Genomic DNA, 14755 nt, shown 5'->3' with positions numbered 1-14755 from the left:
GGTCAACCTGTGGGAGGGGGCAAGCCGCTCCCACATTGGCTTAAGCGCTGAAGCCACCATCGATAGTCAGGCTGGCACCGGTGATATACCCCGCTTCCGGCCCGGCCAGATACGCCACAAAACTGGCAATCTCTTCCACATGCCCGTAACGCCCCACCGCCATCAGCCCGATCAGGCTCTCGGCAAAATCGCTGTTTGCCGGGTTCATGTCCGTGTCCACCGGCCCAGGCTGCACGTTATTGATCGTGATGCCACGCGGTCCAAGATCCCGCGCCAAACCCTTGGTCAAACCGACCAGCGCCGCCTTGCTCATTGCGTATGGGCCACCACCGCCAAACGGCATGCGTTCGGCATTGGTGCTGCCGATGTTGATCACCCGGCCACCTTCACCCATATGCCTGGCGGCTTCCTGGGTGGCGATAAACACGCTGCGTACGTTGATCGCCAGGGTCTGGTCGAAGTCTTCCAGCTTAAAGTCTTCCAGCGGTGCGATGGCCAGCACGCCGGCGTTATTCACCAGGATGTCCAGGCGGCCAAAGGCTTCCACGGTGGCGTTGACCGCGTTGCGGATCGCAGTGGCATCGGCGCTGTCGGCGTGAATCGCCAGGGCTTTGCCGCCTTCGCTGATCACGCTGTGCTGCAGGGCTTCAGCCTTGGCGGCCGAGCTGACGTAGGTAAAGGCAACGGCTGCACCCTGTGCGGCCAGGCGCTTGACGATGGCGGCGCCGATGCCGCGGGAACCGCCTTGAATCAAGGCGACTTTGCCGCTGAGGTTGTGTGTGGTCATGTCGATCTCCTGGTTATTCAAGGCGCAATGCCTTGTTGTTGGAGCCGAGTATCGACCTCGCTCGCCGCTGCCGGTAGACCGTGATTGCTATAGTCTGTGTAAACCAAAAGTTTAGAGTGGGGCGACATGGAAAGCTTTGGCAGTATCGAATGCTTTGTTCGCAGCGCTGAAGGTGGCAGCTTTGCCGAGGCCGCCCGGCACCTGAGCCTGACCCCGGCGGCGGTCGGCAAAAGCGTCGCCAAGCTCGAAGCGCGCCTCGGCGTGCGGCTGTTCCAGCGCAGCACCCGGCGCCTGGCCCTGACCGAAGCCGGCAAGCTGTTCCTGGCCGAAGTCAGCGGCAGCCTCACCACCATCCAGAATGCCGTGGCTAACCTGGCCAGCGCCGAAGGGCGACCGGTGGGCACGCTCAAGGTCAGCATGGGCACCGTGTTTGGCAATCGCTATGTGGTGCCGTTGCTGGGGGCGTTCATGGCGCGCTTTCCGGATATCAGCCCGGACTGGCATTTCGACAACCGCCAGGTGGACCTGATCGGCCAGGGCTTCGATGCCGCCATCGGTGGCGGTTTTGAGCTGCCCCAAGGGGTGGTGGCGCGCAAGCTGGCGCCGGCGCATCGGGTGCTGGTGGCCTCGCCGGGTTACCTGGCGCAGCGCCCGCCGGTGCGCGAGCCCGAAGACTTGTCGCGCTGCAAGGGCATTCTGATCCGCTCGCCGCAAACCGGGCGTATCCGTTCCTGGCAGTTGACCAGTGTCGAACGTGAACACCGCCCGCTGGTGCTCAAGCCCGGCATGACCATGAGCGACTCCGAAGCCGCCTGCTGTGCCAGCGCCCAAGGCCTGGGGATTGCGCTGGTGAGCATGCCCATGGCCGTGCCGTTCCTCGACAGCGGCGAGGTGGTAAGGGTGTTGCCCGGCTGGTGTGTCGACGACGGCAATATTTCCATCTACTACGCCGAGCACAAACTGCTGCCCGGCAAGACCCGGGCGTTTGTGGATTTCATCATCGAGCAGTTTGCCGAGAGGAAGCTGGGCCAGAGGTTCAGCGCAATCTGAAAGCAGGTGCCGGTCAGCGGCCGAACCGAGTCGGCCAGCCAATCACCTGCTTCGGCCGTGGCGTCGCGTAAGTGCGGATCTTCGACGTCGACAACCCCAGCCGCACCAGGGATTCGGCAATGGTCACCGCCGCCGTCACCCCATCCACCACCGGCACCCCGGTGCGCTGGCGAATCTGCTCATCCAGCCCGGCCATGCCGCCGCAACCCAGGCAGATCACTTCGGCCTTGTCTTCGTGGATGGCCAGTTCCGCCTGGCGCACGATGGCTTCCATGGCGGCCAGCGGGTCTTCTTCCAGCTGCAGCACCGCCATGCCGCTGGCGCGCACCGAGGCGCAGCGCTGGTACAGGCCGGCGAGTTTCAGGCGGTCTTCGATCAGCGGCACGGTGCGGTCCAGAGTGGTGACCACGGAGTAGGCGTGGCCCAGGAACATTGCGGTGCTGGCCGCCGCTTCGGTGATGTCCACTACCGGCACATTCAATAGTTCCTGCAAACCTTCCCGGCCGTGCTCGCCGTAGCCGGCCTGGATCACCGCATCGAAGGGTTGGTCGTAGGCCATCACCCGGTCCATCACGGCGATGGCGGCCAGGTAGCTTTCAAAGTTGCCCTCCACCGATTCCGCGCCGAAGTAGGGCGTGAGCCCGACAATCTCGGTGCCCGGCGAGGCCACGGACCGCGCCTGTTGAGCGATGGTTTCAGTGATGGATTCGGTGGTGTTGACGTTGACCACGAGGATACGCATGGAAGGTCCTTACTCAGTGACTGACGTTATCGACGGCAATGCTTTCGCCGCTGACATCGGCGTAGAACGGCTGGCGCTTGGCGATCAGCAGGTACAGCAACCCTGCAATACCGGCGCCAAACAACCAGGAAAACGGTGAGACGCTGGCAAATCCGGGCAACAGCGCCAGCAGGATGGCGATCACGGCTGCAGGAATAAACGCTGCCACGGCACGCATATTCACCCCACGGCTGTAGTAATAAACGCCATTCGGGTTTTCGCTATACAGCTGCGGCACGTCTACCTGGCTTTTACGAATCAGCCAGTAATCGACCATGATCACCCCGTACAGCGGCCCCAGCAGCGCACCCAGGCCGGAGAGGAAATACACGATCACCAAGGGGCTGTTGTAGAGGTTCCATGGCAGGATCAGTACGGCCACGGTGGCGCTGATCAAGCCGGCGCGGCGGAAGTTCAGGTATTTGGGCGCCAGGTTGCTCAGCACAAAGGCCGGCGCGACAAAGTTGGCCATGATGTTCACCGCCACGGTGACGATCAGGAACGCCAGGCAGCCCAGCACGAGAAAGAAGGTATTGGGGATGGCGGCGATGATTTCAGTCGGGCTTTCGATCACCCGGCCATTGAGTTGGAATTGACCGCCGCACAGCAGCACGGTGATGGCTGCGAACACCAGGATATTCACCGGCAGGCCCCAAAAGTTGCCGACGAGGATGGTCTTGCGGCACGGCGAAGAGCGCGCGAAGTCGCAGAAGTTGAGGATCAGCGTGCCATAGATCGCCAGCCACAACGCGCCACCGGCAAAGATATTGCGCCACATCTCGCCGCCGCTCAGCGGTTCACGGATCGACCAGGCAATGTTGCCGCCGGCCTGGAAGTACATCCAGCCGGCCAGCGCCGCCACCGTCAGCAGAATCACCGGTCCGGCGAAGCCTTCATAGCGGCGCACCATCTCCATGCCATAGGCCAGGATCACCAGTTGCACGAACCAGATCGCCACGAAACAGGCCCAGCCCAGGGTCGATAATCCCAGGATCGAGTTGTGGTCATAGTCGGCAAAGCCCGGATGAATCGCCGTCAGCAGTACGCGGAACACCACCGACGCCAGGTACGTCTGGATACCGAACCAGGCAATCGCGATTACCGCGCGGATCAACGCCGGGATCTGCGCGCCGTGAATGCCGAAGCTGATGCGGCTGATCACCGGAAACGGCACGCCGGTCTTCTGGCCCATATACCCCGACAGGTTCATGAAGAAGTACACCAGCGCCGCGCCGATGCCCAGGGACAACAGGATCTGCCAGCCGCCCAGGCCCAGCGCATAGAGGCCGATGGCGAACGAATAGTTGGCGATGTTGTGCACGTCATTGGTCCACAGCGCGAAGATGCTGTAGCGCCCCCAACGTCGGCCTTCGACTTTGGTGGGCGCCAGGTCCTTGTTGTGCAGGCGCGGGCTGAGCACCAGGGGGCCGGGGCTCGCGGCGTCCGGGTTCAGGGCGGAGGAGGGTAGATCCAGTGCGATGTTATTCGGGAGGCTTGTACGCATTCCGGCAGGCTCCAGCGCATCTGCTGAGGCGCTGCAGATGGCAAAGTGTATGTAGGTTTTGTATTTATTGTATACAAAGCGTATTTCACCTTAAGCCACATGCGTGCCAGCTTTGGATCTATGAAAGTCCTGGGCAATTTCGTTTTTATAGGTTGGTTGAATAACTGGCTGAATTTGAAGAAATATAAATTGACCGATTGAACAGCTATTTATTTTTGGACTGTCAGCCTGTGATTCACCAGGCCAACCAAGGGGAGGGGAGAGGTGTTACGTTATGGTGCGGCTGAAGAGAAATTGCACACATAAATGGCACCGATGGTTACAGCTGTGTGTACATCTCTAACATTGAACACAAGACAAATGTGGGAGGGGGCTTGCCCCCGATTGCGGTGTGTCAGCAACTATTGAACTGGCTGACCCACCGCTATCGGGGGCAAGCCCCCTCCCACATTTTTTACAGCATCAACTTCAAGCCTTGCTGATGATATTCCCGGCATGCAACCCGCATTCCTTCTGCGTGGCTTCCTCCCACCACCAACGACCTTCGCGCTCGTGCTGGTTCGGCAGCACAGGCCGGGTGCACGGCTCACAGCCGATGCTGATAAAGCCGCGCTCATGCAGGCTGTTGTACGGCAGCTCCAGCATGCGGATGTAACCCCAGATCTCCTCGCTGGTCATCTGCGCCAGCGGGTTGAACTTGTACAGGGTGCGTTCCGGGGTGGAGAAGGCCGTGTCGATTTCCAGCGCCGCCACCTGGCTGCGGGTGCCGGGGCTCTGGTCGCGGCGTTGGCCGGTGGCCCAGGCGCTGACGCCGGAAAGCTTGCGGCGCAGCGGCTCGATCTTGCGCACGCCGCAGCATTCGCCATGGCCGTCCTTGTAGAAGCTGAACAGGCCTTTCTCCTTGACGAAGGGTTCCAGCTTGTTCTGGTCCGGCGAGATCAGTTCGATATCGATCTTGTAGAAGTCGCGCACCTGCTCGATAAACCGGTAGGTCTCCGGGTGCAGGCGGCCGGTGTCGAGGCTGAACACCTTGACGTTCTTGTTCAGCTTCCAGGCCATGTCCACCAGCACCACATCCTCGGCACCGCTGAAGGAAATCCACAGGTCATCACCGAACTGGCTGAACGCCAGCTTGAGAATGTCCTGGGCAGACTTGTTGGCATAAGTCGTGGCGAGTTCAACGACGTCGAAGGCTTGGTTCATCAGGACGGTTCCTACAGTTCAATGGCGCTGAGCGCTCTATAGGGGAGCGATGGTATCAAAATCCGCCCTGCGTTGCGGCGGCGGGCTTGAATCGCTAGAGTTCGGCAGTCCTTTTGCTCGCTCAACCAACAACATCTAATGGGAGTGTCTTGTGGAAATTGCCTGTCTCGACCTGGAAGGGGTGCTGGTGCCGGAAATCTGGATCGCCTTCGCCGAAAAAACCGGTATTGAATCCCTGCGGGCCACCACCCGGGACATTCCCGACTACGACGTGCTGATGAAGCAGCGTCTACGCATCCTCGACGAACACGGGCTCAAGCTCGCCGACATCCAGGAAGTGATCGCGACTCTCAAGCCGCTGGACGGCGCCATCGAGTTCGTCAACTGGCTGCGCGAGCGCTTCCAGGTGGTGATCCTGTCCGACACCTTCTACGAATTCTCCCAGCCGCTGATGCGCCAGTTGGGTTTCCCGACCTTGTTGTGCCACCGTCTCATCACCGACGAAAACGACCGCGTGGTCAGCTATCAACTGCGCCAGAAAGACCCCAAGCGCCAGTCAGTATTGGCGTTCAAGACCCTCTACTACCGCGTGATCGCCGCGGGCGACTCCTACAACGACACCACCATGTTGGGCGAGGCCGACCGTGGGATTCTGTTCCATGCGCCGGACAATGTGATTCGAGAGTTCCCGCAATTCCCGGCGGTGCATACGTTTGAGGATTTGAAGAAAGAGTTCATCAGGGCGTCGAATCGGCAGTTGAGCCTGTAATTTCTTTCGGTCCGGCTGAGGGCCCTATCGGGGGCTTGCTCCCGATGGGGAAGGTAGCGCCACTACCATGTTTCTGTCAGCTCCCTGCAAGCAACCGCTCATAAGGAATACTCAAGCCTTCATGCAGCCGCTTGATCATCGACAGGCTCAGCTTGCGCTTGTGGTTCAACACCTCTGACACCCGTCCGCTGGTGCCGATAAATGGCTCCAGGTCGCGGGCGGTCATGCCCAGTTGCTCCATGCGAAATTTAATGGCTTCCACCGGATCAGAAGGTGGCATTGGGTAATGTTCGGCTTCGTACTTCTCAATGAGTACTGCAAGAATTTCCAGCTCATCGCCTTCAGTCGAGCCGATGTCCGCTCCCCAGAGCTGCTGCACCCGCGCGAGTGCCGCAGTGAGGTCTTCCTGGGAGTGTATGGGTTTGATGTTCATTACACGGTCTCCGCATTGATCTGGTCGTAGTGCCCATGAGTTCCTACGAACCATATGAACCCAAGCTGTCGCTGGTAATCGATCGCCATGATCACTCGATATTTGTTGCCGCCCACATTGAATACAACCCCTGCCACCTTTGAGAATGCTCGCGGTCCTGAGCGCTGCCTTGAGTGCTTGTGGCGTAGGGTAAATGGCCTTTTCCATATGCCGATACAGTTCAATAAGCGGCGCTTTTGCATCGATATAGGCGGGTTGGCTTTCCCAGAATATTCGTAAGGTCGATAGGGCGATTATCCGCATCGCTGCAACCTCCCAATTTGGGAGATTATAGGCGCGGTTGAGAGAGGGCGCAATCTCGGAAATATTTCCTGACGGGTAGGCAGTCGCTTCATGTGATCCTTCACAGACGGCGGGTGGACGGTTGAAGCCGGACGCTATCTTCCGACGTTCAACTACGTCTACTGCGTTTCTGATTCAGGTTTTTTCTACTGCTCGGCGCTGCGTCTGAGAGCCAGGAAGGCACTGTGCGCTACAGGCTTTCCAGCGTTTGTAACAACACCCGCACCTTCGTCAGCGACTCCTGGTACTCCGCCTCCCACTGTGAATCCGCCACGATCCCACCGCCGCCCCAGCAGCACACCTGTCCCTCCTTGACCAGCAAACTGCGGATGGCGATGGAGCTGTCCATCTCACCGCGTACGTCCAGGTACACCAGCGAACCGCAGTACAGCCCACGGCGTGTGGGCTCCAGTTCGTCGATGATCTGCATCGCGCGGATCTTCGGCGCGCCGGTGATCGAGCCGCCGGGGAAGCTGCCGGCGATCAGGTCGAGGGCATCTTTGTCGTCGGCCAGCGTGCCGGTCACGCTGCTGACCAGGTGGTGCACATTGGGGTAGCTTTCCAGGCTGAACAATTCCGGCACATTGACCGAGCCGGTGCGGCAGGTGCGGCCGAGGTCGTTGCGCAGCAGGTCGACGATCATCAGGTTCTCGGCGCGGTCCTTGGGGCTGGCCAGCAGTTCGGCGGCATTCGCCGCGTCTTCTTCCGGCGTAAGGCCGCGGGGGCGGGTGCCTTTGATCGGGCGGGTCTCGACGTGGCGCTCGCTGATGCGTACGAAACGCTCCGGCGACAGGCTCAGCACCGCGCCGTCGTCCGGCAGGCGCTGGAACCCGGAAAACGGCGTCGGGCAGGCTTCGCGCAACGCGCAATAGGCTACCCAGGGATCGCCCAGGCACGGCGCGCGGAAACGCTGGGCGAAGTTGACCTGGTAGCAGTCGCCCGCCTGGATGTAATCCTGGATCCGCACGATGGCCAGGCGGTAGGCCTCGGCGCTGAGGTCGGGGGCCATCGGGCCCTGGAGTTTGAACGTCGCAGAGGTGTCGACCGTCCCATGGCTGAACAACGCGATCAGCCGTTGCCGTTCGCTGTCTGCCAGTGAGGGGTGAAACACCAGCTGGCTGCTCCGGGCCTGGTGGTCACTGATCAGCGCCCAGGCGTACAGCCCGAAGCGCGCGTCCGGCAAGTGCAGGTCATCCACCGCCAGGTGCGGCATGGGCTCCAGGTGCCGACCGAAGTCGTAGCTCAGGTAGCCGATCAAGCCACCGGCGAACGGCAACTGCAAACCGGCGGGGATTGCGGCTTCACCCAATCGCGTCAGGTTTTCTCGCAGGCGTTGCAGGAAAGCAGCGCCGCTTTCGTCAGGCGCTACCGTCAAGGTTGCGTCGGGCCAGGCGCTGAGCAGGTCGTAACGCCCACGCTCGGCCGCCGGGCGGCCGCTGTCGAGCAGTACCGCGCCGGGAGCGTGGCGAATCGCCGCAAAATACTCGGCGGGGTTGGCCCGGTAGGGCAATGGGTGTACGGAGCAGGTCGACATGCGGGGTTGGATCAGCCAATGGCGCGGGGGGAGAGGGATTGTAGTCCCCCGTAGGATTTGCTCCTAGGGGGGATGTCGGGGATAGACAGTTTGAAGACCGGATCAGCCTTCCACGGGGGGAATATGCCCGAACATCTCCTGCACGAACTTCACCCGCTCTTCCGGGGTTTCCGTCACGCCGGCGGCTTTCAGTTCTTCCAGTCGCGCCTCCACCGCATGGGTGCGCAAGGTCAGGCCGCAGTCGTTGGCGATCTGGATATTCAGCCCCGGCCGCGCATTCAGCTCCAGGATCAGCGGGCCCTTTTCCTGGTCGAGCACCATGTCCACGCCGATATACCCCAGCCCGCACAGCTCATAGCAGCCGGCCGCGAGCTTCATGAACCCGTCCCAGTTGGGCAGTTGCACACCATCCACCGCGTTGGTGGTGTCGGGGTGCTTGGTGATGATGTTGTTCAGCCAGGTACCGCGCAGGGTCAGGCCGGTGGCGAGGTCGACGCCCACGCCGATCGCGCCCTGGTGCAGGTTGGCCTTGCCGCCCGACTGGCGGGTCGGCAAGCGCAGCATCGCCATCACCGGGTAGCCCATCAGCACGATGATGCGGATATCCGGTACGCCTTCGTAGCTGATGCTCTTGAAGATCTGGTCAGGCACCACGCGGTACTCGATCAGCGCACGGTCGCGGTGGCCCCCCAGGGAGTACAGGCCGGTGAGGATGCTGGAAATCTGGTGCTCGATCTCTTCATGGCTGATGATCTTGCCCGACACCGTGCGGTAGCGCCCCTCGAAACGGTCCGCCACCACCAGGATGCCGTCGCCGCCGGCACCCTGGGCCGGCTTGATCACGAAGTCGCTGCGCCCGCCAATGATCTCGTCGAGCTTGTCGATTTCCTTCTCGGTGGAGATCACCCCGTACATTTCCGGCACATGGATGCCCGCAGCGATGGCCCGCTCCTTGGTGATGATCTTGTCATCCACAATCGGGTACAGGCTGCGCTTGTTGTACTTGAGCACGTAGTCGGCATTGCGCCGGTTGATGCCCATGATCCCCCGCGCTTCCAGGGCCTTCCAGGTCTTCCAGAAGCCGAACATTACGAATCAGCCTTGAGGAAGGCCTTGAATCGCACCAGCTCGGTCAGGCGGTAGCCACGATAGCGGCCCATTGCCAGCATGAAGCCCACCAGGATCAGCAGGATCGCCGGGAAGGTGAAGACGAAGTAGATCAGCTCCGGCACGCTCATGATGATGTGCGCCAGGGACGCGGCGAACAGCGTACCAATCGCGACTTTCATGGCATGGCTGGCGCCGCGCTCTTCCCAGGTGATCGACAGGCGTTCGATGGTCATGGTCAGGATCACCATCGGGAACAGCGCCACCGACAGCCCGCGCTCCAGCCCCAGCTTGTGGCTGAACAGGCTGATGGCGGCGATCAATACCACCACGAAGGTCAGCACCACCGACAACCTGGGCAGCATCTGCAGCTTCAGGTGTTCCAGGTACGACCTGAGGGACAGGCCCAGCGCGGTGATAATCGTGAACAGCACAATCCCGAAGCCCAGCTGCGTCTCGCGGAACGCCAGGGCAATCAGTACCGGGGTAAAGGTGCCGAGGGTCTGCAGGCCGATCAGGTTGCGCAGGATCAGGATCACCAGCACCCCAATCGGGATCATCACCATGATCATGAAGGTCTGCTGGGTTTGCAGCGGCAGGCCGTACAGCGAGTATTCGAGGAAGTTGGCGTCGGTGTTCTCGTCGGTCAGCTTGGCCAGGCGAATGGCGTTCATTTCGCTGTTATTGAGGCTGAAGGTGACCATGGCTTTCTTGCCGCCATCGACGGTGATCAGGTTTTCATCGCCGGTCCACCACAGCAGGCGGTCGGTGGGCAGGCCCTGTTCGCCGGTTTCCGGGTTGAAGTACAGCCAGTCGTTGCCATTGAAGCTGCGCAGCCACAGTTCCGGGGTTTGCGGCTGGTCGGCCACCAGGCGGATGGTGTGGACCTTTTCCACTGGCACGTGGGCGATGGACAGCAGCAACTCGACGATCTTGGCCTTGTGCGGCGTCGAGGGGTCGCCTGCCAGCAACAGCTTCACATTGTCGTCGTTGAGGTTGTTGGTGCGCTTGATGGCTTCGGTGATAAAGGTCTCGACATCGGCCGAATGCTGGCGGATCGGCGCCAGCAGGGCTTCGGCGGCGATTTTTTCCGGGCCTTCCACGGCAATGCTGTCGCGGAAGGTCGGGCCCTTGATCTTGGTTTTTTCGCCGCTGTAGCGCTTGGTCAGCACCAGGCGGTAATACAGGGTCTGGTTGCCCTTGGCGCGGCGTGCCGACCAGGTAACCTTGCGGTTGCCGTCGATGCGGTTGACGCTCACCCCGTAGTTATTCGAGATAAAACTCTCATTGAGGCTGACGAAGTCGCGGCTCAAGGGCGGCACGAACATCTGGATCTTCACCGGGTCCTTGGGGTTGGCGACGAACTCGACCTTGGCGTCGATGTTCCACAAATCGTCGGTGGCGTCCTCGGTGACGGGAATGCCCAGCACGAAGATCTGGTAGGCGGTGACCGAAATACCCAACACCACCAGGATGGCGATCAGGATTCTCAGGTGCAGGGTTAGAGCGCGCATTCGGTTTACTCGGCGGTATGAGCGTCGGCGGCGCAGGCAGGTTTGCCTGCTGCGTATTTAAGACTGGGGTCGACCAGCGCATCAAAGCGTTTGAGCGCTTCGGAGCCGATCAGCAGCGGGTATTGGAAAGCGCTGCGGTCAGTCAAGTTCACTTCGATGCTGCGTAAAGCGGTGCCCATGCAGATATCCAGGGCAATCACAGGACGGGCGGTGTAGTTCTTGTCCTCATCGGGGTCGTAGTCGCCGGCGCGCCGCTTGATCTTGCTGACGCGGGCCAGGGGGCGTTCGATGGGATGGGAATGGGCGGTGTCGATGGCCAGGTAGAAGCGCACCCAGGATTCGCCGTTGCGCTTGAAACGCTTGATGTCACGGGCGCTGAGGGAGGCGGTCTTGGCGCCGGTGTCGAGCTTGGCGGCTACTTCCAGGTCGATGCCGGCCAACTGCGCGTATTCATTGAGGCCATACACGGTCTTCTCGGCGGCAGCGCCAAGGCTCGGTATGGACAATAGGCAAAACAACAGGGGGAAGGGCTTGAGTCTCATAGATCCTGAGGCGGTGCAGTGCGATGTTCAATTCAAGGCGACTGGCATTGCTGCGCAAGCTCCCTTCGTGCGCCGTTTCATCAAGTGATGTCAGGCAAATGCGGCGGGCATTCTAACATGATGCTTTTCTGGCGCCAGCGCTGGCAGCCGGCCATGCCTTGAGGGGATACAGCCGAGATTATTAGACGATTGTCGACAATATCGATTTATTCTTTGACTGGTCGCGGTTTATTGGCTAGTTTTTGCCGCATTGCTTTCAAAGGTGTCGACAATATGCTGGGTCAATCAGAAGCTCCGATAATGGCGTCGGACGAATCCCAAACGATGTCCGAGAACGTCTTCCGACGCATCCAGGCCGCCATCGTCAAGGGTGAGATCGCGCCCGGCAGCAAGATTTCCGAGCCGGAACTGGCCCGCACCTACGGCATCAGCCGTGGCCCGCTGCGCGAGGCGATCCACCGCCTCGAAGGCCAGCGCCTGCTGGTGCGCGTGCCCCATGTGGGCGCCCGGGTCGTGTCCTTGAGCCACGCCGAGCTGGTTGAACTGTATGAAATCCGCGAGTCCCTGGAAGGCATGGCCTGTCGCCTGGCCGCCGAGCGCATGACCGACGCGGAAATCGAAGAATTGCGCCAAGTGCTGCACACCCATGAGCGCGACGCCGCGTTCCAGGCGGGTGTCGGCTATTACCAGCAGGAAGGCGACTTCGATTTTCATTACCGGATCATTCAAGGTGCGGGCAACCGCACGCTCACCCAGATGCTCTGCGGCGAGCTGTACCAGCTGGTGCGCATGTACCGCATCCAGTTCTCCGCCACCCCAAATCGTCCACGCCAGGCCTTTGCCGAGCATCACCGCATTCTTGATGCGATTGCCGATCGCGACGGTGAACTGGCCGAGTTGTTGATGCGCCGGCATATCGGTGCTTCCAAACGCAATATTGCCCGTCATTTCCCAGGCGGCGCCCCTGATAGAGGTGAGTCATGAGTTCGAACAATAAAAGCACCCCCGGCCAGCGTTTCCGTGACGCGGTCGCCAGCGAGCACCCCTTGCAGGTGGTCGGTACGATCAACGCCAACCATGCGCTGCTGGCCAAGCGCGCCGGCTTCAAGGCGATCTACCTGTCGGGTGGCGGGGTGGCGGCCGGTTCCCTCGGCGTGCCGGACCTGGGCATCACCGGCCTGGATGACGTACTCACCGACGTGCGCCGTATCACCGACGTCTGCGACCTGCCGCTGCTGGTGGACGTGGACACCGGCTTCGGCTCCTCGGCGTTCAACGTCGCGCGCACGGTCAAATCGATGATCAAGTTCGGCGCGGCCGCCATCCATATCGAAGATCAGGTCGGCGCCAAGCGCTGCGGTCATCGTCCGAACAAAGAGATCGTATCCCAGCAGGAAATGGTCGACCGCATCAAGGCCGCCGTGGACGCGCGCACCGATGACAGCTTCGTGATCATGGCGCGCACCGACGCGCTGGCCGTGGAAGGCCTGGAGTCCGCCCTGGAGCGTGCCGCCGCCTGCATCGAGGCCGGCGCCGACATGGTGTTCCCGGAAGCCATCACTGAACTGGAAATGTACAAACTGTTCGCCGCCCGTGTGAAGGCGCCGATCCTGGCCAACATCACCGAGTTCGGCGCCACGCCGCTGTACACCACCGAACAGTTGAAATCTGCCGATGTTTCCATCGTGCTGTACCCGCTGTCGGCCTTCCGTGCCATGAACAAGGCCGCCGAGAACGTCTACACCGCGATCCGTCGCGACGGCACGCAACAGAACGTGATCGACACCATGCAAACCCGCATGGAGCTTTACGATCGCATCGACTACCACACCTTCGAGCAGAAGCTTGACGCGCTGTTCGCCGCGAAAAAGTGACGAACACGCCTCCCTGAATAACGACAAAATTGGAGAAAAACCATGGCTGAAGCAAAAGTACTGAGTGGTGCCGGCCTGCGTGGCCAGGTCGCCGGGCAGACCGCACTGTCCACCGTGGGCCAGGCCGGAGCCGGCCTGACTTACCGTGGCTACGACGTGCGCGAACTGGCTGCCGATGCACAGTTTGAAGAGGTCGCTTATCTGCTGTTGTACGGCGAACTGCCGACCCAGGCCGAACTGGCCGCCTACAGCGCCAGGCTGAGCAAGCTGCGCGATCTGCCCCAGGCGCTGAAAGAAGTGCTCGAACGCATCCCCGTCGACGCCCACCCGATGGACGTGATGCGCACCGGTTGCTCGTTCCTCGGCAATATCGAGCCGGAAAAAGACTTCAGCGTGCAACGCGACGTGACCGACCGCCTGCTCGCCGCGTTCCCGGCGATCATGTGCTACTGGTACCGCTTCAGCCATGACGGCAAGCGCATCGACTGCGTGACCGACGAGCCAAGCATCGGCGGCCATTTCCTGCACCTGCTGCACGGCAAGAAGCCGAGCGAACTGCATGAAAAAGTCATGAACGTGTCGTTGATCCTCTACGCCGAGCACGAATTCAACGCCTCGACCTTCACCGCGCGGGTGTGTGCCTCGACCCTGTCCGACCTGTATTCCTGCGTCACCGCCGCCATCGGCTCCCTGCGCGGCCCGCTGCACGGCGGTGCCAACGAAGCGGCGATGGAAATGATCGAGCGTTTCGGTTCGGCAGAGGAAGCTGTCGAAGGCACCCTCGGCATGCTGGCCCGCAAGGACAAGATCATGGGCTTCGGCCACGCGATCTACAAAGACAACGACCCGCGCAATGAAGTGATCAAGGGTTGGTCGAAAAAGCTCGCCGACGAAGTGGGCGACACCGTGTTGTTCCCGGTCTCCGAAGCCATCGACAAGACCATGTGGGAACAGAAAAAACTGTTCCCCAACGCTGATTTCTACCATGCCTCGGCGTACCACTTCATGGGCATCCCGACCAAGCTGTTCACGCCGATCTTCGTCTGCTCGCGGCTTACCGGCTGGGCCGCGCATGTGTTCGAACAGCGCGCCAACAACCGCATCATCCGTCCAAGCGCCGAGTACACCGGCGTCGAACAGCGCAAGTTCGTGCCAATCGAACGTCGCTGAATGGGAACACCGACGATCCCGAAGTGGAAACCGGACCCAGTGTGGGAGGGGGCTTGCCCCCGATGGCGGTTTATCAGTTGCCATAGGTGTTGAATGACACACCGCTATCGGGGGCAAGTCGAATCGTCGCACCGCCCCTCCCACA

General features: G+C 61.1%; 14 protein-coding genes and 1 pseudogene. 5 read left to right on the top strand and 10 right to left on the bottom strand.

Features of this window, described 5'->3' with window-relative positions; translation table 11 throughout:
- Window positions 1-40 precede the first annotated feature (40 nt).
- Window positions 41-787, bottom strand: coding sequence for a 3-oxoacyl-ACP reductase family protein (locus J3D60_RS13760; protein WP_027603657.1), 747 nt, complete (start codon window positions 785-787; stop codon window positions 41-43).
- Between the two features lie 126 nt (window positions 788-913).
- Between J3D60_RS13760 and J3D60_RS13755 the strand changes: the two genes are divergently transcribed.
- Window positions 914-1837 (top strand): LysR family transcriptional regulator, encoded by a 924-nt coding sequence (locus J3D60_RS13755; protein ID WP_253491750.1) that lies wholly within the window; start codon window positions 914-916, stop codon window positions 1835-1837.
- Window positions 1838-1850: 13 nt separating this feature from the next.
- On the opposite strand, the gene J3D60_RS13750 is transcribed toward J3D60_RS13755, so the two are convergent.
- From J3D60_RS13750 to J3D60_RS13740, 3 genes are all read right to left on the bottom strand, one after another.
- Window positions 1851-2579: an aspartate/glutamate racemase family protein gene (locus J3D60_RS13750; protein ID WP_253491748.1), complete on the bottom strand. Its 729-nt coding sequence runs from the start codon at window positions 2577-2579 to the stop codon at window positions 1851-1853.
- 13 nt (window positions 2580-2592) lie between these two features.
- Entirely contained in the window at window positions 2593-4122 is a 1530-nt protein-coding gene (locus tag J3D60_RS13745) for an NCS1 family nucleobase:cation symporter-1 (protein ID WP_065940697.1), read from the bottom strand.
- Between the two features lie 468 nt (window positions 4123-4590).
- Entirely contained in the window at window positions 4591-5325 is a 735-nt protein-coding gene (locus tag J3D60_RS13740) for a phosphoadenylyl-sulfate reductase (RefSeq protein WP_253491745.1), read from the bottom strand.
- Window positions 5326-5476: 151 nt separating this feature from the next.
- On the opposite strand from J3D60_RS13740, the gene thrH reads away from it, so the two are divergent.
- Window positions 5477-6094 (top strand): bifunctional phosphoserine phosphatase/homoserine phosphotransferase ThrH, encoded by a 618-nt coding sequence (gene thrH / locus J3D60_RS13735; protein ID WP_065940695.1) that lies wholly within the window; start codon window positions 5477-5479, stop codon window positions 6092-6094.
- 76 nt (window positions 6095-6170) lie between these two features.
- Here the strand turns inward: thrH and J3D60_RS13730 are convergent, their stop codons facing one another.
- From J3D60_RS13730 to J3D60_RS13705, 6 genes and pseudogenes are all read right to left on the bottom strand, one after another.
- Window positions 6171-6527: a type II toxin-antitoxin system HigA family antitoxin gene (locus J3D60_RS13730; RefSeq protein WP_092486821.1), complete on the bottom strand. Its 357-nt coding sequence runs from the start codon at window positions 6525-6527 to the stop codon at window positions 6171-6173.
- Window positions 6527-6830: pseudogene (locus J3D60_RS13725) on the bottom strand (type II toxin-antitoxin system HigB family toxin). The gene J3D60_RS13730 and the pseudogene J3D60_RS13725 overlap by 1 nt, the downstream one beginning before the upstream one ends.
- A gap of 229 nt (window positions 6831-7059) precedes the next feature.
- Window positions 7060-8403, bottom strand: coding sequence for an aminodeoxychorismate synthase component I (gene pabB / locus J3D60_RS13720; RefSeq protein WP_253491743.1), 1344 nt, complete (start codon window positions 8401-8403; stop codon window positions 7060-7062).
- 102 nt (window positions 8404-8505) lie between these two features.
- Complete coding sequence (locus tag J3D60_RS13715; protein WP_027603666.1) at window positions 8506-9492, bottom strand: alpha-L-glutamate ligase-like protein; 987 nt, start codon at window positions 9490-9492, stop codon at window positions 8506-8508.
- Window positions 9492-11024, bottom strand: a complete 1533-nt coding sequence (locus J3D60_RS13710) for an inactive transglutaminase family protein (protein WP_065940691.1) — start codon at window positions 11022-11024, stop codon at window positions 9492-9494. Before J3D60_RS13710 ends, J3D60_RS13715 begins: the two co-directional genes overlap by 1 nt.
- Before the next feature lie 5 nt (window positions 11025-11029).
- A complete protein-coding gene (locus tag J3D60_RS13705) occupies window positions 11030-11566 on the bottom strand; it encodes an ATP-dependent zinc protease (protein ID WP_027603668.1) in 537 nt (178 codons plus the stop codon).
- A gap of 276 nt (window positions 11567-11842) precedes the next feature.
- On the opposite strand from J3D60_RS13705, the gene J3D60_RS13700 reads away from it, so the two are divergent.
- From J3D60_RS13700 to prpC, 3 genes are read left to right on the top strand one after another with little or no spacing between them, the layout of a single operon-like run.
- Complete coding sequence (locus tag J3D60_RS13700) at window positions 11843-12550, top strand: GntR family transcriptional regulator (RefSeq protein ID WP_169898044.1); 708 nt, start codon at window positions 11843-11845, stop codon at window positions 12548-12550.
- Window positions 12547-13440 carry a methylisocitrate lyase gene (gene prpB, locus J3D60_RS13695; protein ID WP_065940689.1) on the top strand — a complete coding sequence of 298 codons (894 nt, stop codon included), beginning with the start codon at window positions 12547-12549 and terminating at the stop codon, window positions 13438-13440. Before J3D60_RS13700 ends, prpB begins: the two co-directional genes overlap by 4 nt.
- 42 nt (window positions 13441-13482) lie before the next feature.
- Entirely contained in the window at window positions 13483-14610 is a 1128-nt protein-coding gene (gene prpC / locus J3D60_RS13690; protein ID WP_253491741.1) for a 2-methylcitrate synthase, read from the top strand.
- The last annotated feature ends 145 nt before the right edge of the window (window positions 14611-14755 follow it).

The sequence above is a fragment of the Pseudomonas sp. S3E17 genome (assembly GCF_024168685.1).
Classification (GTDB): Bacteria; Pseudomonadota; Gammaproteobacteria; order Pseudomonadales; family Pseudomonadaceae; genus Aquipseudomonas; species Aquipseudomonas marginalis.
The sequence above is the reverse complement of the archived record's forward strand: the minus strand, read 5'-3'. Positions and strand labels throughout refer to the sequence as shown.

Coding starts and splice junctions, on each gene's coding strand:
- J3D60_RS13745 (WP_065940697.1), bottom strand. CDS start 4,122: ATGCGTACAAGCCTCCCGAATAACATCGCACTGGATCTACCCTCCTCC.
- J3D60_RS13710 (WP_065940691.1), bottom strand. CDS start 11,024: ATGCGCGCTCTAACCCTGCACCTGAGAATCCTGATCGCCATCCTGGTG.
- J3D60_RS13730 (WP_092486821.1), bottom strand. CDS start 6,527: ATGAACATCAAACCCATACACTCCCAGGAAGACCTCACTGCGGCACTC.
- J3D60_RS13760 (WP_027603657.1), bottom strand. CDS start 787: ATGACCACACACAACCTCAGCGGCAAAGTCGCCTTGATTCAAGGCGGT.
- J3D60_RS13755 (WP_253491750.1), top strand. CDS start 914: ATGGAAAGCTTTGGCAGTATCGAATGCTTTGTTCGCAGCGCTGAAGGT.
- J3D60_RS13705 (WP_027603668.1), bottom strand. CDS start 11,566: ATGAGACTCAAGCCCTTCCCCCTGTTGTTTTGCCTATTGTCCATACCG.
- J3D60_RS13750 (WP_253491748.1), bottom strand. CDS start 2,579: ATGCGTATCCTCGTGGTCAACGTCAACACCACCGAATCCATCACTGAA.
- prpC (WP_253491741.1), top strand. CDS start 13,483: ATGGCTGAAGCAAAAGTACTGAGTGGTGCCGGCCTGCGTGGCCAGGTC.
- J3D60_RS13715 (WP_027603666.1), bottom strand. CDS start 9,492: ATGTTCGGCTTCTGGAAGACCTGGAAGGCCCTGGAAGCGCGGGGGATC.
- prpB (WP_065940689.1), top strand. CDS start 12,547: ATGAGTTCGAACAATAAAAGCACCCCCGGCCAGCGTTTCCGTGACGCG.
- pabB (WP_253491743.1), bottom strand. CDS start 8,403: ATGTCGACCTGCTCCGTACACCCATTGCCCTACCGGGCCAACCCCGCC.
- J3D60_RS13740 (WP_253491745.1), bottom strand. CDS start 5,325: ATGAACCAAGCCTTCGACGTCGTTGAACTCGCCACGACTTATGCCAAC.